Origin of the sequence: Megasphaera sueciensis (assembly GCF_050219315.1) — a bacterium.
Classification (GTDB): domain Bacteria; phylum Bacillota; class Negativicutes; order Veillonellales; family Megasphaeraceae; genus Megasphaera_A; species Megasphaera_A sueciensis.
Map to the genome: position 1 here is coordinate 2,545,322 of NZ_CP116939.1, position 19,305 is coordinate 2,564,626.

A 19,305-nucleotide genomic window follows, 5' to 3' on the forward strand; every position below is an offset into this window, starting at 1 on the left:
TTAATGGCGACAGCACTTAAGATGCCACAATTAGGCCTAACGATGACAGAAGGAACTATCTCGCAATGGCTTAAAAAAGTAGGCGACCCGATAAAAAAGGGCGATGAAGTTGTAGAAGTTGAAACAGATAAAATAAGCAATATAGTAGAAGCAAATGAAGACGGCATTCTGCTTTCCATTGTCATGAAGGAAGGCGATGCCGGACCGGTTAAGGCTGTTATGGGGTATATCGGGCAAGACGGTGAAACGGTACTGGGAGATGAAGGTGGTCCGGTGGAATCAGCGGCAGTTGCTGTTGCTGTACCGGTTTCGGTTGCATCCTCCACCCCGGTACAGAATACGATTGTCGGCGGCCGAGTATTGGCGACTCCGTATGCCCGTAAATTAGCCAAGGAGGCCGGCGTCGACCTGGCATTTGTGACTAGTACGGGACCTAATGGCCGCGTTGTAGGACGAGATGTGGAAGCTTTTGAAGCAGAAGAAAAAGTACGAATCTCTCCGACTGCCGCCAAAGTGGCTGTGGATCTCGGGATAGATGCCAAAACCGTAGAGGGCGACGGACGTATAATGAAGGCAGATGTGCTTAAAGCGGCTGGAATTGTACCGGCAGCACCCGTACCGGTAGCACCCGTACCTACAGCGACAGCAGTTCCGAAAAACGGTGTCCTGTTGAAAGGGATGCGCAAAGTTATTGCCCAGCGTTTGGGTGACTGCTGGAGAAATACGCCGCATGTCCATCATACCGTTGAAATCAACATGACAAAGGCCACCGAACTGCGCAGCACCTTCATTGCTATGGACAAGAAATTCTCCTTTACCGATCTGATCATCAAATCCATGTGCAAAGTTCTGGAAGAATATGCGGCAGCCAACGACAGTCTGGTAGACGGGTATCTGGTCCATAACGAAGGGATTCATATGGGAGTTGCTGTTGCGGTCGAAAAAGGTCTCATCGTGCCGGTCATCAAGAATGCCAATCATAAAGGGCTGATGGATATTCATCGGGCTGTTGGCGAACTGGCACGGGCCGCCCGTGACAATAAACTGTCACCGGATAATCTGACAGGCGGCACCTGTACCATCAGTAATCTGGGCATGTACGGCTGCGATCATTTTACACCGATCGTCAATCCGCCGGAAGCCACGATTCTCGGGATATGCCGCACGGTAGATAAAGCGGTGGTAATAGATGGTAAAATCGGTATCGCGCCGATGATGAATGTCATCCTGGGGTATGATCACCGGGTAGTAGATGGGGCGTTGGCGGGATTAATCACATCACGTCTCCGTGAATATTTGGAAAATCCGGTACTACTGTTGTGAAAATTGATATAGGAGGAAATTTATATAAATGGCTACTGAAATTATCATGCCACAGTTAGGTCTTACCATGACTACAGGAACTGTGTCCCAATGGTTGAAGAGTAATGGCGATGAAGTTAAGAAAGGCGACGAAATTGTCGAAGTAGAAACAGATAAAATCAGTAATATTGTTGAAGCACATGCGGATGGCGTGTTGCAGATCGTTATGCAGGAAGGTGAAGAAGGTCCGGTTAAATCTGTCATGGGTTATATCTGCACCACTGGCGAAAAAATTAATAGTATTTCTTCCTTTGGGGTTAATGTAGCGGTCCCTGCAGCTCCGATTGCCACATCAACTCCGCTTGTTAAGGTAAATATACCTATTGCAGACCGACAAAAGAGCATCATCGTAATCGGTGCTGGCCCTGGCGGTTATATCACAGCTATTAAAGCTGCACAGATGGGTGCTAAGGTTACAATCATTGAAAAAAAATATCTCGGTGGTACATGCCTAAATGTTGGATGTATTCCGACAAAAGCACTTATCCATGTTGCCTCAGCAGTGGAATTGATGAAGAACAAAACTACTGTTCTTGGTATCAAGGTGTCCGGTATTGACGTTGACTGGACAAAAGTCCAGCAATATAAAGGTGGTATTGTCAAGACCCTCGTTAATGGTGTTAAAGGATTGCTCAAGAGCAATGGTATTACAATAATGATGGGTGAAGGCAAAATTGTTGATGCCCATACGGTAGAAGTAAATGACCAACAGCTGACGGCAGATAATATTATTCTGGCAGTTGGTTCCGAACCAGTTATGATTCCTATCCCGGGAAAAGATTTACCGGGTATCATCGACAGCACGGGTGCTTTATTACTTGATCCCTTGCCGAAGTCCATGGTTATCATCGGCGGTGGCGTCATCGGTATCGAATTTGCTTCTTTATATACATCCATGGGGATGAAATGTACAATTATCGAAGCATTGCCAAAAATTTTACCGCCTATTGATGCAGAAATCACGGCAATTCTCAAAAAAGATCTTGAAGCTCGTGGCATCGAAATCTGGACAGATGCTCCTGTACAGTCTATTGAACAAGACGGCAATGGCTGCAAGGTATTCATGAAACATAATGGTGAAATAAAATCTGTGACCGGTGAAAAAGTTCTCATGTGCGTCGGCCGCCGTGCCAGTATAAAAGGTATCGGTTTGGAAGAAACAGGTGTTGAATTAAATCGTGGCAAAGTGGTCACAGATGACAACTTCCAGACGAATATCCCGAGCATTTCGGCTATCGGCGATTGCAACGGCAAACTGATGCTTGCTCATGTCGCATCAGCACAAGGTGTTGCAGTTGTTGAATACATCATGACAGGGAAACATTCTTATCATCCAGAAACAGTTCCTTCGTGCATATTTATCGAACCGGAATGTGCCAGCGTAGGGGCTCAAGAAGAAACGCTTAAAGAAAAAGGAATTGACTATAAGGTTGGTAAATTCCAGATGGTCGGTAATGGCAAGTCCCTGATCGAATCAGAAGGTGTAGGTATTATAAAGATTTTGGCTGACGCTAAATACGGCCAAATTCTCGGATTCCATATGTATGGCCCGCGGGCTAGTGATATTATCGCTACGGCTGCGATAGCTATCCGTTTGGAAGCTACGACAGATGAATTAACGTCGACGATTTTTGCTCATCCAACTGTTGGTGAAGCTATTGGCGAAGCTGCATTGGATGTCTTTGGAATTCCACTTAGTTGGCCTTCGAAGAAATAGAGGAGGAATTATAATGAATGTATCAAAAGAAATATTGAAAAAAATGTATTTACGGATACGCAGAATTCGTGAATTTGAACAGCGTGCAAAATACTTGTTTGAACAAGGAAAGGTACCAGGACATTTTCATTTATATTTAGGAGAAGAAGCAGTCGCAGGTGGTATTTGCGGTGCTATGAATGATGATGATTATATCACCAGTACCCATCGTGGTCATGGCCATATTATTGCCAAAGGGGCAGATATGAAATATATGATGGCGGAAATATATGGCAAAGAAACTGGATACTGTCATGGTAAAGGGGGTTCTATGCATATTTGTGATCCTGATAAAGGTATTTTAGGTGCTAATGGTATCGTTGGTGGTGGATTGCCGATTTCTCTTGGAGCAGGTTTATCTGCTAAATATCTTAAGAATAAAAAAGTTTGCGCATGCTTCTTTGGAGATGGAGCTAGCAATGAAGGAACATTTCATGAAGCTTTGAATTTGGCATCAATTTGGAAACTTCCGATTCTTTTTGTTTGTGAAAATAATCAATTTGCAATTTCTACTCCACAAAGTTATCATCAGAATATTAAAGATATTGCTGATCGAGGAGCGGCATATGGAATTCCTGGGATTGTTGTTGATGGTAATGATATCATGGCAGTTTATGAAGTTGCTAATGAAGCAGTGAAGAGAAGTCGTCAAGGTCATGGACCAACTTTGATAGAATGTAAAACGTGGCGTTGGTTAGGACATTTTGCAGGTGACCCAGCAAAATATAAAAATCCTAAGGATCAGGCTGCGTGGCTTAAAAAGGATCCATTGCCTCGATATATAGATTATCTTGAAAGCAATAAGATATTTACAAAAAAAGAAATCGAAACATTTGATAATCAGGTTCAACATGAATTAGACGAAGCTGTTAAATTTGCGGAAGAAAGTGCATTTCCAACTCCGGAAAGCGGTGTGCAGGATGTTTATTCAGATATTATTGAGGAGGTGCGCATAAGATGAGTGTAATGACATATAAAGAAGCGATAAAAGAAGGTATGAGCATTCGCATGAGAGAAAACTCTAATATAATTATGTTTGGCGAAGATGTTGGTGAATTTGGCGGGGTTTTTGGGGTAACTAAAGGGATGATTGATGAATTTGGAAGTGAACGGATTTTGGATACCCCTATTTCTGAAACGGCTATTGTAGGGAGTGCTATTGGTGCTGCGACTACTGGATTACGTCCCATTGCTGAAATTATGTATTGTGATTTTGTAACGGTGGCGATGGATCAATTGGCAAACCAAGCAGCAAAAATGAGGTTTATGTTTGGTGGAAAAATTTCCTTACCAATGGTAGTACGTATGGCCTGTGGAGCGGGAGCAAGTGCTGCAGCACAACATGCACAATCAACAGAGGCATGGCTTACTCATGTACCTGGTTTAAAAATAGTATTTCCCTCTACCCCTCAAGATGCATTAGGGTTGATGTTATCAGCTATTGATGATGATAATCCTGTTGTATATATGGACCATAAGATGCTTTATACCTCAAAAGGTAATGTTTCTAGCTTTGAACCAATTCCTTTGGGTAAAGGGGACATTAAAAGAGAAGGAAAAGATGTTACTGTTATAGCTACGGGAAAAATGGTTCATGAAGCGTTAAAAGCAGCAGATACAATGAAAAATGAAAGTGTTGATGTAGAAGTCTTGGATCCACGGACGTTATTTCCATTAGATAAAGAATTAATTTCCAAGTCGGTGAATAAAACAAATAAAGTTGTAATTATTACAGAAGAAAATAGGCGTGGGGCGTACAGTGAAAGCATCTCATCTTTTATTAATGAAGAATTATTTGATATGCTTGATGCACCTGTCATGAGAATCGGAGCATTAAATACACCAGTACCTTTTGCTCCTGTATTAGAAAAACTTTATATTCCGAATGCTCAGGACATTATTAATAATATTAGGAAAATAGTCTAATTACTATCAATAAGCGAGGGGCATTATATTATGCGGTCTATTGGACTTCTTGCAAATCCTGCATTAGAAAAAGATATTAGACAGGTTGTTGCGTATGCTACTGCAGTAGATTATCAGTGTTGGATATTGTAAAAAGAATCGTTTTAGGAACTCAGAGGTTAGTTATTGACTACATTTATTTTATGCCAGATATATTTGATATGGAATTGCAAGTAAATGAAGTTCTTAGGTAGGACAATAAATTAACTACTGATTGTCAAACCTTGGAATATCATATTATCGCGTTTTTTGATGATATTACTCGGGTAGTGATTTATATGCAAAAAAAGACGTTGGAAGTGCAGTCGTTTTAGAGGGAGAGGGAACTGTTGCAAAAGCAATTAGCCATATTCCCGGTCTACATATAACAATGATGTTTATTCTTGTTATAATAGCAGAAACAGTAGTTAATATGTCGGTCGTAATAATTACTCGTGTGGCAATCGCCACTGGACTTTTGTATCTGTGGTAAACGTATTGAAATTGCAGTTAATGGAAAATACACGGATATAGCTTTAATCAATGTGATGATTTCTAAAAAAATTGTGTTGGTTCATGTGTTATGTGGAAAACCAAACAAGTACAAGCTATTATTGTCACACGAGTGTATCTTGCTAGTATGGAATTTTCAGATGTAGTTGGTTGTATAGATAGCATTCGTTATATAAATAATTTTTGGATGGCGATTCATTTAGCTTCTAAACGAGGTAGTACAGTTTTTGCACCTCTTGTGGTAGGCATAATTGAATCTTTAAAAATCTAAAAAGAGAAAACTGAAATTGGATGAGACAATGGCTGTAAAGGGGAATTCCATATTAGTATTGGATGAAGAACGTGAACTTAGATTGAATAAAAGAGATACGTTATAGATTACAGTTGCTCAAAATGATTCATGGAGGATAAATGTGCCTAAGATTTTAGAGTATGCTGTATTAATAGGATATTTCAAAAGATAATGTTTGATTTTTCAATTGACACAAGGAGATGTTGACAATGAAAATCGGTTTTTTGGGTTTAGGTGTCATGGGGTTACCTATGGTGACAAATATAGTAAAAAAAATAAATGAGCCTGTTTATGGTTATGATGTAATTCCTAAAACGTTAGAGGAATTAAAAAAAGTGGGGGGACATCCAATTAGTGATGCAACAGAATTATATAAAACGTGTGATATCATTATTCAAATGTTACCAACACATCCAATCATCATTAATTCAGTTGAATCAGCTATTAAATATGGCAAACCTGGAAATGTTATCATCGATATGTCGTCTACCTCACCAGATATCATTCTAGACTTGAATAAAAAAGTAAAAAATGCTAAAATGCATTTTTTAGATTCACCCGTTAGTGGTGGTAACCCAGGAGCCATAGCCGGGACACTGGCTATTATGACGGGTGGAGATAAAAATGTTTTTGATCAAGTAGAATTTATTTTGAAGTGTATGGGAACACCTACTTATGTAGGACGATCTGGAAGTGGTAGTCTCACTAAAGTAATTAACCAAATCATAGTAGGGGCCAACTTGATGGGGATTGCTGAAGCATATGCGTTGGCAGAAAAAGCGGGACTTGATTTGCAAACAGTATTTGATGCCACACGCAATGGATTTGTCGGTGGACCAGCTTATGAAAAAAAAGTGCCTATGATCATTTCTCGTGATTTTACACCAGGAGCTAGGATGCAAGTACATTTAAAAGATATTTTAAATGCCAAACATTATGCTCATAAATTAGGTGTTGATCTTCCTATTACAGATGTTGTCCTTAATAATATGGAATGGATGAAAGATAATAAAATAATTAATGAGGACCAAATTGCAGTAATTAAATACTATGAAGCAAAAATGGAAATTAACAGTGATAAATAATATGTACTGCGCAAATAAAAAAAACGTATGGAGAGTATATTTATATTATTTTTGGAAGAATAAAGTGAAAAGTTTTTGTATACCTTGGATTGCAGTGGTTTAGTACAATTGTAACACCTCTGTCTGATAGATTACAATGAATCTGGCAGAGAAAGAGGAATGAAAATGAAGCAATATGATGAAAAATTTAAGAAAAAGATAATTCGATTTCATTTACCGGTATGGGGGAGATTGCTTAAATCGTCTATTATATATGAGAAAAATGAAAATGTATTTTATATAAATTTATATAATAATAGATTAAAAAATTATTTGTCATTTTCCCTCTTTTGACTTATATACTATATACAGGACTGAGCAGTATTGCGAATGACATCGCAATCCCCTGCAGAGGAACATAGTAACATAGAAAACAGCAAAAGGCCCGGACTCGTAGCAGTCCGGGCTTTTTGCTGTTTGAATGGGGTAACACATATTTTACATATAGTATATGAGGAGGCATTCATTATGAAGCAATGTCAAACGTTACAAGAGATAGGCGCCGAGCTGACACGGCAGCGGAAGAGTCGGAAAGATTTTTTGGCCGATACCCGGAATCTGGAGATGGAGACGACAGATGGAGTATCGAAATTAGCGATATTACTCGGTAATACGGAGAAACAGTATACCATAGGACCCATTGCCCATCAGCAAATTGCATCTCGGCTGCAGATTCCATACCGGTATTATCAGAAGATGCAGCAGGAATTTCCTATGCTGCTAGATGAAAGCGTGAACGGCTGGTTCCGGCAAACACCGGAACGGCGCATGGTCCGGGTACTGGAGCACAGCGTCCGGGCTTTTCTTTCCGACTGGTACCGCAGATTGGATCATCTGGAATTATGTAGTGCCGTGTTGACGGGGATTCAGGAGATGAAAGGGGCCGAGATTATGAGTTGTAACGTGACCGATACCCATTTGTATTTGAAGGTCATTAACCGGAAGCTGAAGGAAGAAGTGACGGTAGGGGATGTCGTACAGGCCGGACTTGTCATCAGCAACAGTGAAATTGGATTGGGAAGTTTGCGGGTGGAACCGTTAGTATTCCAGCTGGTCTGCAAAAATGGGTTGATTAGTAAAGATTATACCCAGAAAAAATATCATATAGGGGGCAGATTACAGAACAAATGAATGATGCCTACGAACTGTATTCCGATGAAACACTGGCACAGGATGATAAAGCCTTCTTTATGAAGGTGCAGGATATTATCTGCAGTGCCGTCGATGAGACGAAATTTCATCTTTCTGTCCGTAAGATGCAGGAAGCTAAACAGATTCCACTGACTCACAATCCGGTAGAAGCGGTGGAAGTACTGGCGGAGACCTTCCAGCTCAACCAGAACGAACGGGGCGTGTATTACGCCAATTGTTCTTAGGCAAAGACTGCAGCCGGTACGGGTTGATTAGCGGTAACCGCTGCCAGTCAGTTGTCTGATTCCTATGAACGGGCCACGGAATTAGAACGAATCGGCGGAGAGTTATTAGCCTACCAGGTTCCGAAGACATTACTGTCTGGGCAGCAACCAGTGAAACCGATGCGGAATGTGACACCCGATTTACCACGGCTGACAGTGGTGAAGTAAAGAAAATTCTATTTGATGGGGTATGGGTATTAAAATATGTGGCTTGATAAACAAAAATGTAAAATCCATACTACCGATATTTAGTAGTTATTGCAGTATTCTTACGTTTTTAGTAGTATATAGTATATTAAAATAATTTATATAGAGAGGAGGAAATTTATGGACCCCATTGTTTTTAAATTGACACAGTTTGGCTTTTCTACGTATGAAGCCAAGGCATATTTGGCGTTATTACAAAAACATCCTATTATTGGGTATGAAGTGAGTAAAATTGCAAAGATACCAACTGCCAAAATTTATGAAACATTAACTAATTTAAAGAATAAGGGAATGGTTCTTTCCAGTTCATCAGAACCCGTGCTTTATTATCCACTGGAGCCAGATATGCTTTTGAAACGGATTCAGTCGGGGTTTGATGAGAAAATAAAAGATCTCAACGATTTATTGGACCATATACCGCCTATACCGAATCAGATAGATATAACATGGAATCTAAAAGGACAGGAGAATGTTATTGAAAAAATCATACAAGTTATTCAAGGTGCTTCGGATGAATTGCTGGTTTCACTATGGCCACAGGAAGCAAAGGTAGTACAAGCGCAACTTGTCGAGGCAGAAAAAAACGGAGTATGTGTTATTGCAGGCATATTCGGTCCCTATAATCCGGGGTGTATGCATACTGTCAATTTAGAATCCTGCGGAAAAACTTCTCAAAGACGTCTTAGACGACGATTAAATGTTGTAATTGCTGATTCCAATATGGTGGTAATCAGTGAGTCAGGTGATGAAACAGAAACTTCGGGAATATGGACTACTACACCTTGTATTGTTTTGATAGCCAAAGAATATGTTAAACATGACATATGGGGAAAAGTGCTTATTGATGAATTGGGAACGGAACGTTTTAACGAATTACGTCAAACGAATGCAATAGTTTCGTATTTGATACAAAACAAATGATAATCCAAACACTGGGTAAGATAAGAAGACGTATACGTATACTAGAAAGGTGAGTGATTCACATGGATAATAAGAAGGCTGTAATTTCCAGATGGGAAGACCTTGATAAGCAAGGTAATTCTTTTGGTAAGACATATCAGTATGATCGTTATAAATTTATTAAGGGTGAAGATGGGTTTAAGTCTAATATTGCTTTTTTACGCCTTCCACCTAAAAAAGCCGCATTTCCATTGCATTATCATGAATACAGCGAGGAAACATTTTATATTATTTCAGGCGAAGGGGTGTTAGAGACCAAGGATGGAAAACGGGAAGTAAAAACGGGAGATATTATGTTTTTTCCTACAGGATCTGAAGGAATGCATAAATTAACGAATCGTTCCTCTACGGAGAATTTAATTTATATTGATTTTGATACTTATGTACCGCTTGATATCACCTATTATCCAGGTAAGGATAAAATCGGTATTTTTGGTGAAAATTATACTGGAGTGTTACGGAAAACAAGCACTGTAGGCCTGTATGAAGGGGAAGAGGATAACGAAGACATAAAGGGAAAATAAGTATTAGTTACAAGAAAAGTAAATTGATTATTATGAAATTTACGCTGGATGCCATAGGGTATCCAGCGTTTTTTTGTCGTATTGAAAACCATACGCTGTGCGTATGGTTCTAAAAGCTTATAGCTATAGGTAGAAAAAGCAAAACCTCCTTTGCTATACTAAGCACAGGTTCGCCAACCGTACTTAGAGCAAAGGAGGAAAATGCTATCCATGGACACTTTAAGTTTAGCACATACAAAATGGAGATGTAAATATCATCTTGTGTTTGCACCCAAGTACCGTAGACAATTGATTTACGGGAAATTAAAAAAAGATATTGGAAAAATTTTACGGGAATTATGTAGCCGGAAAGATGTAGAAATACTGGAAGCTAATGCGTGTAGGGATCATATACATATGTTAGTGAGTATTCCACCTAAGTTGTCCGTATCTGCGTTTGTGGGATATTTGAAAGGAAAAAGCTCTCTAATCATTTTCGAAAGACATGGACAATTAAAATATCGATACGGAAACAGAAAATTTTGGTGTAAAGGATACTACGTTGATACAGTGGGAAGAAATCAGAAGGTAATAGCACAATATATCCGAGAACAGTTACAGGAAGATATGGTGTGTGACCAAATGACACTGAAAGAACTGGTAGATCCATTCACGGGGAATCCCTATAAATAAGAAGCGCCCCTCGGAGAGGGGCAGCAGGTAAGTGTAGTGCGGTTGGTGGATTTTCCATAGGCCCTTGCGGCCTAGGCAGGTAATAAGGCTTCTAGCCGCAGAGCAAACTACCTGTTATACAGGTAGTTTTGATTTGTTGGGAGGAACTCAAATGCATCATATACACAACTCGTCACCCGTTGACGGAGAAAAAATTATTGGCCACATTTTTATCAAAGAGCTGTGTCAATCAGTTGCTACGGGAATACCAAATCTTATATCACATTTTATTGCATACGTCGGAAGCGCAATTACAAGCTGTTTCCGGTATCGAACGGAAAAACGCAAAACAGATCACGTACCTCCGGGAGGTCATCACAAGAGTACAAGAAGAACGGGCCAAACCGATCGCCAGTATCACCTGTTTGTCTGAGGTCATCCAATGTTTCCAGTTTTTAGCGGACCGGCAACAGGAAGAACTCTGGGCCTTACTGTTAGATGCCAAAAACCATTTGCAAAGGCGGTAGAGAATAGTTCTATAGTTATTCCCATGACGATAAAGAAAAGTGGAGGTGATTGGAAAATCAGTTCCGTCAATGTTACTAATTTATTTGTTGCCTATGATAATGAGGTTAAAAGACAGGCAGTAGAATTTGATAAAGCATCAAAAACCGTATGATGAAAAAATTAAAAATATTACAGGGGCTGGTGACGTTAGTTTAAATACAGAAATGGGTCTGTTCATTGAAGAACGTACAGTTCAAGATAGAATAAAAAAGGAGAAAACTTTATATAGAGCAGATAGATGAAACAGCTTTTATCAAAAAAATATGAATATAGGCTATGATAAAGAACACTAAATTCCTTATATCAAATTTATTTCTGCTTTATTAATATATTATTGACTAATACATTTCTCTTGTATTACAATGTAATACAAGAGAGGGGCGATGAAAATGAGTATATCGGGTACGTTTGAATGAAAAAGAAGCTATTTTGATTAAAAACTATGCTAAATTGAATGGTATTAGTGTTTCCGAATTGGTTAGACGGACTGTTCTTGAAAAAATAGAAGATGAATATGATTTAAAAGCATATGAAAAGGCAGTAAAAGAATATAAAAAAAATCCTGTTACGTATTCCCATGAAGAGGTTCGTTATATGCTGGAGTTAGAATAATGGGCTATCAAGTAAATTATACGCAGCAAGCGGTAAAAGATTTAAAAAAAATAGATAAATATACACGTGCCTTGATTTTTGGCTGGATTGATAAAAATCTTGTAGGATGTAGTAATCCACGTCAGCACGGAAAAGGCTTAACGGCTAATCGAAGCGGACAGTGGCGATATTGTGTAGGAAGTTATAGATTAATTGCAGATATATCTGAAGAAACGGTTACTATCCTAATCTTGACAGTGGGTCATCGAAAAAATATTTATAAGTGATGATTACCTGCTAGTTTACGATAGAAGAAAAGAGACGAATTTAATTAAAATCGTTAATAACCTTGATTATACCTAAGTTTATGCAATTATTTAAAAAGGGTTAAAAAGAGTGCCATAGATTTGCTAAATCGTTAGGGAAAAGTTGGCTTAATTGTTAACTTAGTTGTCAAGTTTTCACTCTAATATTGCAAACTTTTTTAAAGCAATTATAGCTTACAATATGCAAACTTTCTTCAATAAGGTGCAAAACATAAAAAACGGCCTCACGGTAAATGCCCGTGAGGCCAGTATTTATCTATGGAGCGGATGAAGGGGATCGAACCCTCGTATCAAGCTTGGGAAGCAATATAGTGAATTTTTATTCAATAAATAAATACGGTTAACAAATAGCTGCAAATGCATGTAATATAAGCAATTACAGCTATTTAACTTTATTTATATTCAAACAGAAAATTTTAACATATTAATCATTATCATCATACGTTTTCATTCATTTTTATGTTCATAAGGTGTGAATAAGGTGCATATTATAATTATTCATATTATACAGTGGTATTGTTATCCTCTTTTTGACTCTATTTTTGCGGTAAGCTTATTTTATAAGAATTGAGAGAGTGGTCCTATGTCAAGATTTAGTACAAAATAAAATGAGAAATGTATCCTCGCTTTAACTTGCCAAAGGGTATTGATCTGTAAGAAGGAGCCATAACGATAAAACGAAATATACAGATAGGGAACATAGTAGCATAGAAACAGATGGTCCGGATGCTTACGCAGTCCGGGCTTTTTGCTGTCTAAGTAGGGTAACACGTTTTTTTATAGTTCACATATATTATATTGGACGGCATCCAGTTTAAATTGTTTCTCAAGGTGTTTCACCATTATAAGTTCTCCTGTTTCTGATATTTCTATTGTATTATGGTTTCATTTATATGATTTTCTCATTTTGTCTTGTACTATTTTTAGTCTAACACTGGGGATATACTTTAATGTTTCATTTATCAAATTATCAAAATAGCTGTTAAATGCTGAAACATTGTTATCCTCTTTTTTTATCTTGATCTCCTTAATATAAAATTGTAGTACATCTTTTTTAATTTTAATACCATAAAATCCACGAGTTCCTGTGGTTTCTCTTCCTTCCTTATTTCCAAATTGATAGGTTACCTTCCTTTTTTTAAGATAAAAAATTGGATGTAATTTATCTTTTAATATATTGGTAATATCTTTATCTTTACCTTTAAAAATTTTATTGAAAGATAGTCTATACCAAATTTTAAATACATAAGAAAAATCGCTAGATATAGTAAATGGCAGAGAGGTTATATTTAATTCTTTTGCTATGTCTAATTTGTGAAATTCGTTTTTAGATCCTTCAATTGTTCTTTTATCTATTTTATTAATTTTATTTTCTGGAATTTCACTAGTTCTATTTATACAAAAATTTTCTATAAATTGTTCAACTGCGTCTTCTTTGTCCGGTAATAAAAAATTTTCAATATCTTCCTTTAATGTTTTATCTTTTTCTTTTGGTGAGGCGTATTTATTTATTAACCAACATACAGAAGCAACTGCAAAGGTGAGTGCTTCACGTGAAGATATGGATTGATATTCTATTTCACCAATATCACCTAATAGAGTGATAGCATGGTGAGGAATATTAGATAATTTTTTGTAAATCGCATTTTTAGTTATATAAATGTATTGTATTGTACTTCTGTGTGTAATTTTGTATTGTGCTGTCAATTTATCCTGATTTTGATTTGTCATTTTGTATCGGGTGTTTACTTTGCGTCCTTTCGCTAATTCTATAAACCATCCTATATTTTCAGGTGCAAAATTAATTTCAGTTGTATCAATATTAGCAAGTTTTCCATTCATTTTATCGTCGATAAACCTCGAAAGGTTGGAAGGGGTTGCTAATGTTTTCAAAGAATATTCTGTAATTTGGCAGAAAAATATTTCTTTTAAGAAAGCACTGATAAAGGCTGGATTATTACACGAAATAATAGTAAGTTGTTTTGTGGAATGTCCTGTAATATCTTCATATAGGGAATTTCCCAGATATGATTTAGCAATTAAAGTTAATAGGGATTCTAAGTCATTAATATTTCCTTTTGTAACACTATAAAGAACTCTTCTTAAATTTGTAAAATATGAGATGTTTGTATTTGGTGAAATAAATCGTTCGAAATCTATAGTTAGTTCATCAGGATCTTTTATAGCAATTCCTAATCTTTGATAAATAGTTTGTTCTAATTTTTCGTAGGCACGCAGCTTTTCATTTATCGTAGAATGTTGTGCTATCGTTTTAAATGCCATATGAGAAGCGACAAGAAGACGTTGTGCGGCAATATGATGGGTAAGTTTTACTGGTAGACTAATAAAATAAATAGGATTTGAGGGTTTTTCTAGTTTTTCAAATTGTGTACGATGGCAATAAAACAAAGACATCAATTCTTCGATGGAAGTGGGGTAAAGGTTAAATACAGAAAGCCTTTTATAGTATAAAAAACGAGCAATATGATAGAGGGCAGTATTATATTCTTCTTGTTTTAATCCAACTAAATTTTTAACAAAAAATTTAGTATAACAAAGCAAATTATGAATTTGAGTTGGAATACTCTTGGAAAAACGATCTGTTAAAAAAGCATCAACTGAATTTGGAAATAAAATTGATTGCAATGTGTCATAGGTCATTTTATTTTCTTTCAAATATATTTCTGGAATATCGCGTATATTTTTTGAGGATGATATTTTTTTATGGATATCATCATATGTTTCACCGGGTTTAAATTGTAATTGAACAGAATGCATTAATTTCCAGAAGGCAATTGGATTTAATATTTTCCCATTAGGTTGTAATAAAAGCTGAATAATTCGTATAATATCTTGTGGAGTATATTCACTAAAGAACTTATCTATTATATTCCTAAATGAAGTAAAGATTAAATGTGATTTCAATTCTGATAAATCTGTTTCATTTACTCGGAATATTTCCATTAATTTTTTATCAGAAACGTTGTCGTAATAAGTTAATAATTTCTGAATATCTTCGGGTGTCATAATGAGTTTTTTTTGATTTTTGGAATAAGAATAATAATATATAAAAGAATCGTCTAATAAATAATAAATGATATTAGCATTAGGAAAAATACAATTATTGATACAACTTATTATGTTTTGATGTTTTCGGCACTCACTGTTTTGACAAAATCTGCTGATATAATTATATGCTAAAGATTCATTTTTTTCTTTTACAGATTGTGCATTTTCTATTTTTCCCTTATGATTCAATGTGCGATTTATTCTAAGAAATATATTGTTTTTCAAAAACTTTTTCATGGCAGATTCATCTACCTTCGGAAGTGGTTTAATTTCATTTGATGTGTAAGATGTGTTAACTTTTGTATCTTCGTTCACATATAATCCCTCCATTTTTGATAAAATCCAAAAAAATCCAAACATTTTACCTAATAAATTCCACATAAGTTTGCTAATTCCTTCTTTTTGTATATAAATTTGATTAAATAGCGCTTTGTAGGTCGGTGCATATTGCAGAATCCAATATAAAACTGGGGTAAAAATCCAAATAGGAGTCCAAACTATCATATAGGATATCCTGAACATCAGTGGAGATATAGATTTCGAGTCAGAGATAATATTTTTCTTAAAATTATTGACTATATTATCTTATATTATATAGGAACAAAAAATATAACTTTTTAAAATAGAATATACATTTAGATGATCGAAAAATAATCATGCATAATGAGTGAAAATTAATTAAGAGCAAAGAGGGTCATCAAATGGATGAATTAAAGAAAACAGAATTTTTAACAGCAGCAGAAGTGGTTACAGATTTTTTTAATGGTAAATTTCATTATCAATCTGTTTTACGCATGACACGGCAGGGAAAATTGCCAGCAGTTAAAATAGGAAAGGGATATTTGTATAGACGCAGCGAGTTAGAGAAATGGGCAGAAAATAATTTTGCAACTCCTTGCTGGAGCAAAATTAAAATTTAATAGTAATAATTGTTATGAATATTTAGAGCAGCTAACAGGCTGCTCTTTTTTTATGTCTGGAGGAAAAATAATATGCCGGGTACAGTAGTAAACAGAGGAAATAATAGATGGGAACTGAGAATTTCCATGGGATATATAAATGGAAAACAAAAAAGGATGACGAGACAGATTCATGCTACTTCAAAACGAATGGCAGAAAAACAATTAGATCTTTTTTATTTAGAAATAACACAAAATCCAGAAATGACGATGGTACAGAACTCTATTACATTTAAACAGTTTGCAGAAATTTGGGATCGAAAACACAATGAAAAATTAGCCTTGAATACAAGAGTTGTACATCGTCGTCTTTTAAATGATCGAATTATGGATACTTTTGGTGGTGTGCTGTTAAACAATATTACAGGGGTCATGATATTCGATTTTGTCCAATTGTTATTTCAGGTTAAAATCAATAAAAACAAACGTAGTAAGCCTTTATCTAAAACGACGATTTATAAACATTTTAAGTTGTTGAACGAAATGTTTAATAAGGCAGTGGAATGGAAATATGTAGTGAAAAATCCATGTCAAGATATACCCAAAGAGAATTGGCCTAAGCCCGACTACCATCATTATCCCATTTGGCAGGAAGAAGATTTACAGAAATTTCTTCAAATTTTAGATATTATCCCGAATACACCAAGAGAAGTAAAGCATAAAACGATGTTTTACTTGTATCTTGTTACCGGAGCTAGAAGAGGCGAAATATGTTCCTTAACTTGGGCTGATATTGATTTTGAAGATCGTTCAATTCGTATAAATAAGTCAGAAAAATATGCTGGCGCAAACCATGTAGAAATTTCTGCACCTAAGACTCCGGAATCTGTTCGAAAATTATATGTCGACGAATATACGATAAATCTTTTAAAGCTACATCGAAAGTATCAGGATGTATATTTGGAGAAAAATCGTTATGAAAACGATAAAGGCTATGTATTCTTGGCTGAACGATTACGAGGGAATCAAATAGTTCCCATTTCTCCCAATGCGTTATATCAATGGCTTTCACATATGGCAAAAAAATATAAGTTGCCGCATATTGGTGTCCACTCTCTTCGGCATATGGCTGCTACTTACGCATTAAATAATGGGGCGACACTGACAACGGTACAAAGCATGCTTGGCCATACCAGCATACGGACAACGTCTATTTATTTGCATCCCTTGGATTCTAAAAAACGAGAAACAGCAAAGGTACTATCGAATCAATTGAAAACTTTGAGGGATCAAAATAATTATTAGCTTTAATGGGGACGCCATGATAATTATGACGATTCCCTTTATTTTTTATTTGGAGGGTCAAATGATGAATACATATAGAGAAGAAGCAGAATGGTACGAAAGCAATTTTCAACAACTTGTGAACAGTCTTGGAACCCCAAAAGTATATTACGGGGTATATGGATTTAACGGGGCTGGTGTATATACTAATTGGGCTTCTGTAGTGCAGAGTAAAAAGTATATAAAAGGATTTATGGTAAAGAAATTTTCAACATGGCAAGAAGCAGTTGCTTTTATAGCCAATAGCTTGGAAGTCCTAACGGGTTCAGGAACGATTAACCAAAACAGCTTTATTCGTATGAACTTTTTTTACCAATTCAAGCTTATTCATCTTAAACCCCAAAAACAGAAGATGAAAGACATGATTGTATTTCGAGTAGAAAAATAAATTAAATTATTTAATTTATTTTTTAAAATTATGTAACATTAAGTAAGGTCTATAAAATATATATAATTATTAATGATGTAATTTAAACACATGATACATATTATAGGGAACATAAGTGTTAGTAGATCACAGAAAGAATAAACCTACTGTAGGTGGATGAAAAAGAATGTATATTAAAAATGGATAAGAATAGTTAATCAAGATTGAAAAAAGTATTACATATTTTTATAATATATAAAATAGGAGTGGAAAATATGAATGATAAAGCCAATAAAAGCCTAAATATAAGACTTGACGAAAACACATGGAACATTTTAAATGGGAAAGCTAAAAAGGCACATTTAAGTAAAAGTGAGTTTGTACGGGCAGCAATTAAAAACAGTACCATTGTGTATAATCCATATGGGAGAGAAACAATAATAAAATTAGCTTCCTTACATAATGAGGTAAATCAACATGTTTTAAGTCTAAAGCAAAACATTCATTCTCTTCGGGAACAACAAGATAATTTAAATCAAATTACGACCCAATTGGATGGTAACGGCTATTGTGAAAAAGAGATTATGAACATTTTGCAGGTTATTAACCAACAGAATAATGTTCAACTAGCAGAAATTAATTTAAAAATGCAAGGATTGATTCAGGTAGTAGACAGGGTAAAGGTAAATGAAAATGGCGATATTTAAAATTATTACAAGAAAAGGTGAGAAAAATTATGTCAAATTATATGAACGATTAAACTACATTTTAAATGCAGCTTCGACAAGGAAAGAACTTATCTATGGTCAATTTGTTAGTACAGTAAATCCATATCCGGAAATGATGCTGGCGAAAAAAAGCAATATGGATCAAAAAGGCGGATGGAATCCTTTTCAAGGAGTTGCCTTTTATGAGGCTGTAGTAAGCTTATCTTTGGATGACGATTCGGATGTGTATGATCTTTTTTACACAATGGTCGAAATCAATCAGATGTTTTCTAATTACAATGGCGACCATTATCAAGTGCTTAGCAGTGTTCATATTAATACGGATAACCTTCACGTTCATTTTGTCGTGAATAATACTGATTTTATAACAGGGAAAAGATTTAGTAACAGTGAAAGCACTTTTTACGATATTGTTGATCATCTTAACTGCATTTTGAAACGTAATGGATATTCTCTTATAGATATTGATACAGGCCGTAATACCGGTGAATAGGAAATAAAAGATTGTATATCACACCCTTAGCAATATTGATGCTAAGGGTAACTGTTTGGGAGGGTACTTGAGCATGGCATCTGTTTTGTGAAGACATTTACAGTGTTGGTAATAATGTCGAGGATGCTGTTCAAAGCAATAGGGATAAATCGTAAGGTGAAATTGAAGGAAGA

The 19,305-nt window shown here is 36.0% G+C and carries 20 protein-coding genes; 19 read left to right on the forward strand and 1 reads right to left on the reverse strand.

Annotation, left to right across the window (positions count from 1 at the left end; translation table 11 throughout):
• Positions 1-3 precede the first annotated feature (3 nt).
• From NXG62_RS12235 to NXG62_RS12300, 14 genes are all read left to right on the forward strand, one after another.
• Positions 4-1,323, forward strand: coding sequence for a dihydrolipoamide acetyltransferase family protein (locus NXG62_RS12235; protein ID WP_427112704.1), 1,320 nt, complete (start codon positions 4-6; stop codon positions 1,321-1,323).
• Positions 1,324-1,351: 28 nt separating this feature from the next.
• Positions 1,352-3,079, forward strand: coding sequence for a dihydrolipoyl dehydrogenase (lpdA, locus tag NXG62_RS12240; protein WP_427112705.1), 1,728 nt, complete (start codon positions 1,352-1,354; stop codon positions 3,077-3,079).
• Positions 3,080-3,092: 13 nt separating this feature from the next.
• The gene (locus NXG62_RS12245) at positions 3,093-4,079 is read left to right on the forward strand and encodes a thiamine pyrophosphate-dependent dehydrogenase E1 component subunit alpha (protein WP_427112706.1); all 987 of its coding nucleotides are present in this window, start codon (positions 3,093-3,095) and stop codon (positions 4,077-4,079) included.
• Entirely contained in the window at positions 4,076-5,044 is a 969-nt protein-coding gene (locus NXG62_RS12250) for an alpha-ketoacid dehydrogenase subunit beta (RefSeq protein WP_427112707.1), read from the forward strand. Before NXG62_RS12245 ends, NXG62_RS12250 begins: the two co-directional genes overlap by 4 nt.
• Positions 5,045-6,076: 1,032 nt before the next feature.
• Positions 6,077-6,952, forward strand: a complete 876-nt coding sequence (locus NXG62_RS12255; protein WP_427112708.1) for an NAD(P)-dependent oxidoreductase — start codon at positions 6,077-6,079, stop codon at positions 6,950-6,952.
• Between the two features lie 507 nt (positions 6,953-7,459).
• Positions 7,460-8,122: a hypothetical protein gene (locus NXG62_RS12260; RefSeq protein ID WP_427112709.1), complete on the forward strand. Its 663-nt coding sequence runs from the start codon at positions 7,460-7,462 to the stop codon at positions 8,120-8,122.
• Complete coding sequence (locus NXG62_RS12265) at positions 8,119-8,367, forward strand: hypothetical protein (protein WP_427112710.1); 249 nt, start codon at positions 8,119-8,121, stop codon at positions 8,365-8,367. Before NXG62_RS12260 ends, NXG62_RS12265 begins: the two co-directional genes overlap by 4 nt.
• Before the next feature lie 51 nt (positions 8,368-8,418).
• Complete coding sequence (locus tag NXG62_RS12270) at positions 8,419-8,574, forward strand: hypothetical protein (protein ID WP_427112711.1); 156 nt, start codon at positions 8,419-8,421, stop codon at positions 8,572-8,574.
• Between the two features lie 159 nt (positions 8,575-8,733).
• Entirely contained in the window at positions 8,734-9,534 is an 801-nt protein-coding gene (locus tag NXG62_RS12275) for a TrmB family transcriptional regulator (protein ID WP_427112712.1), read from the forward strand.
• 62 nt (positions 9,535-9,596) lie between these two features.
• The gene (locus NXG62_RS12280) at positions 9,597-10,097 is read left to right on the forward strand and encodes a cupin domain-containing protein (protein WP_427112713.1); all 501 of its coding nucleotides are present in this window, start codon (positions 9,597-9,599) and stop codon (positions 10,095-10,097) included.
• 210 nt (positions 10,098-10,307) lie between these two features.
• Entirely contained in the window at positions 10,308-10,769 is a 462-nt protein-coding gene (tnpA, locus tag NXG62_RS12285; protein WP_427112560.1) for an IS200/IS605 family transposase, read from the forward strand.
• 421 nt (positions 10,770-11,190) lie between these two features.
• Positions 11,191-11,427: a hypothetical protein gene (locus NXG62_RS12290; protein ID WP_427112714.1), complete on the forward strand. Its 237-nt coding sequence runs from the start codon at positions 11,191-11,193 to the stop codon at positions 11,425-11,427.
• A 296-nt stretch (positions 11,428-11,723) separates the two neighbouring features.
• A complete protein-coding gene (relB, locus tag NXG62_RS12295; protein ID WP_427112715.1) occupies positions 11,724-11,927 on the forward strand; it encodes a type II toxin-antitoxin system RelB family antitoxin in 204 nt (67 codons plus the stop codon).
• Positions 11,927-12,193: a type II toxin-antitoxin system RelE family toxin gene (locus NXG62_RS12300; protein WP_427112716.1), complete on the forward strand. Its 267-nt coding sequence runs from the start codon at positions 11,927-11,929 to the stop codon at positions 12,191-12,193. Before relB ends, NXG62_RS12300 begins: the two co-directional genes overlap by 1 nt.
• 924 nt (positions 12,194-13,117) lie before the next feature.
• Here NXG62_RS12300 and NXG62_RS12305 read toward each other — a convergent pair.
• Complete coding sequence (locus NXG62_RS12305) at positions 13,118-15,805, reverse strand: hypothetical protein (protein WP_427112717.1); 2,688 nt, start codon at positions 15,803-15,805, stop codon at positions 13,118-13,120.
• Positions 15,806-16,002: 197 nt separating this feature from the next.
• Between NXG62_RS12305 and NXG62_RS12310 the strand changes: the two genes are divergently transcribed.
• The 5 genes from NXG62_RS12310 (at position 16,003) to NXG62_RS12330 (ending at position 19,132) form a co-directional block, all read left to right on the forward strand.
• Complete coding sequence (locus NXG62_RS12310) at positions 16,003-16,221, forward strand: helix-turn-helix domain-containing protein (RefSeq protein WP_427112718.1); 219 nt, start codon at positions 16,003-16,005, stop codon at positions 16,219-16,221.
• A 72-nt stretch (positions 16,222-16,293) separates the two neighbouring features.
• Positions 16,294-17,505 (forward strand): tyrosine-type recombinase/integrase, encoded by a 1,212-nt coding sequence (locus NXG62_RS12315; RefSeq protein WP_427112719.1) that lies wholly within the window; start codon positions 16,294-16,296, stop codon positions 17,503-17,505.
• A 61-nt stretch (positions 17,506-17,566) separates the two neighbouring features.
• Positions 17,567-17,932 (forward strand): viroplasmin family protein, encoded by a 366-nt coding sequence (locus NXG62_RS12320; RefSeq protein ID WP_427112720.1) that lies wholly within the window; start codon positions 17,567-17,569, stop codon positions 17,930-17,932.
• 254 nt (positions 17,933-18,186) lie between these two features.
• Complete coding sequence (locus NXG62_RS12325; protein ID WP_427112721.1) at positions 18,187-18,618, forward strand: plasmid mobilization protein; 432 nt, start codon at positions 18,187-18,189, stop codon at positions 18,616-18,618.
• On the forward strand, positions 18,599-19,132 hold the full coding sequence (locus tag NXG62_RS12330) for a relaxase/mobilization nuclease domain-containing protein (RefSeq protein ID WP_427112722.1): 534 nt from the start codon (positions 18,599-18,601) through the stop codon (positions 19,130-19,132). Before NXG62_RS12325 ends, NXG62_RS12330 begins: the two co-directional genes overlap by 20 nt.
• Positions 19,133-19,305: the final 173 nt, after the last annotated feature.

What these genes read in the sequence shown, in the direction of transcription:
- NXG62_RS12235 (WP_427112704.1), top strand. Translation starts at nt 4, where the DNA reads ATGGCGACAGCACTTAAGATGCCACAATTAGGCCTAACGATGACAGAA.
- lpdA (WP_427112705.1), top strand. Translation starts at nt 1,352, where the DNA reads ATGGCTACTGAAATTATCATGCCACAGTTAGGTCTTACCATGACTACA.
- NXG62_RS12315 (WP_427112719.1), top strand. Translation starts at nt 16,294, where the DNA reads ATGCCGGGTACAGTAGTAAACAGAGGAAATAATAGATGGGAACTGAGA.
- NXG62_RS12265 (WP_427112710.1), top strand. Translation starts at nt 8,119, where the DNA reads ATGAATGATGCCTACGAACTGTATTCCGATGAAACACTGGCACAGGAT.
- NXG62_RS12250 (WP_427112707.1), top strand. Translation starts at nt 4,076, where the DNA reads ATGAGTGTAATGACATATAAAGAAGCGATAAAAGAAGGTATGAGCATT.
- NXG62_RS12305 (WP_427112717.1), bottom strand. Translation starts at nt 15,805, where the DNA reads ATGATAGTTTGGACTCCTATTTGGATTTTTACCCCAGTTTTATATTGG.
- NXG62_RS12260 (WP_427112709.1), top strand. Translation starts at nt 7,460, where the DNA reads ATGAAGCAATGTCAAACGTTACAAGAGATAGGCGCCGAGCTGACACGG.
- NXG62_RS12320 (WP_427112720.1), top strand. Translation starts at nt 17,567, where the DNA reads ATGATGAATACATATAGAGAAGAAGCAGAATGGTACGAAAGCAATTTT.
- NXG62_RS12310 (WP_427112718.1), top strand. Translation starts at nt 16,003, where the DNA reads ATGGATGAATTAAAGAAAACAGAATTTTTAACAGCAGCAGAAGTGGTT.
- NXG62_RS12255 (WP_427112708.1), top strand. Translation starts at nt 6,077, where the DNA reads ATGAAAATCGGTTTTTTGGGTTTAGGTGTCATGGGGTTACCTATGGTG.
- NXG62_RS12290 (WP_427112714.1), top strand. Translation starts at nt 11,191, where the DNA reads ATGTTTCCAGTTTTTAGCGGACCGGCAACAGGAAGAACTCTGGGCCTT.
- NXG62_RS12280 (WP_427112713.1), top strand. Translation starts at nt 9,597, where the DNA reads ATGGATAATAAGAAGGCTGTAATTTCCAGATGGGAAGACCTTGATAAG.
- NXG62_RS12325 (WP_427112721.1), top strand. Translation starts at nt 18,187, where the DNA reads ATGAATGATAAAGCCAATAAAAGCCTAAATATAAGACTTGACGAAAAC.
- NXG62_RS12275 (WP_427112712.1), top strand. Translation starts at nt 8,734, where the DNA reads ATGGACCCCATTGTTTTTAAATTGACACAGTTTGGCTTTTCTACGTAT.
- NXG62_RS12330 (WP_427112722.1), top strand. Translation starts at nt 18,599, where the DNA reads ATGAAAATGGCGATATTTAAAATTATTACAAGAAAAGGTGAGAAAAAT.
- tnpA (WP_427112560.1), top strand. Translation starts at nt 10,308, where the DNA reads ATGGACACTTTAAGTTTAGCACATACAAAATGGAGATGTAAATATCAT.
- NXG62_RS12245 (WP_427112706.1), top strand. Translation starts at nt 3,093, where the DNA reads ATGAATGTATCAAAAGAAATATTGAAAAAAATGTATTTACGGATACGC.
- NXG62_RS12300 (WP_427112716.1), top strand. Translation starts at nt 11,927, where the DNA reads ATGGGCTATCAAGTAAATTATACGCAGCAAGCGGTAAAAGATTTAAAA.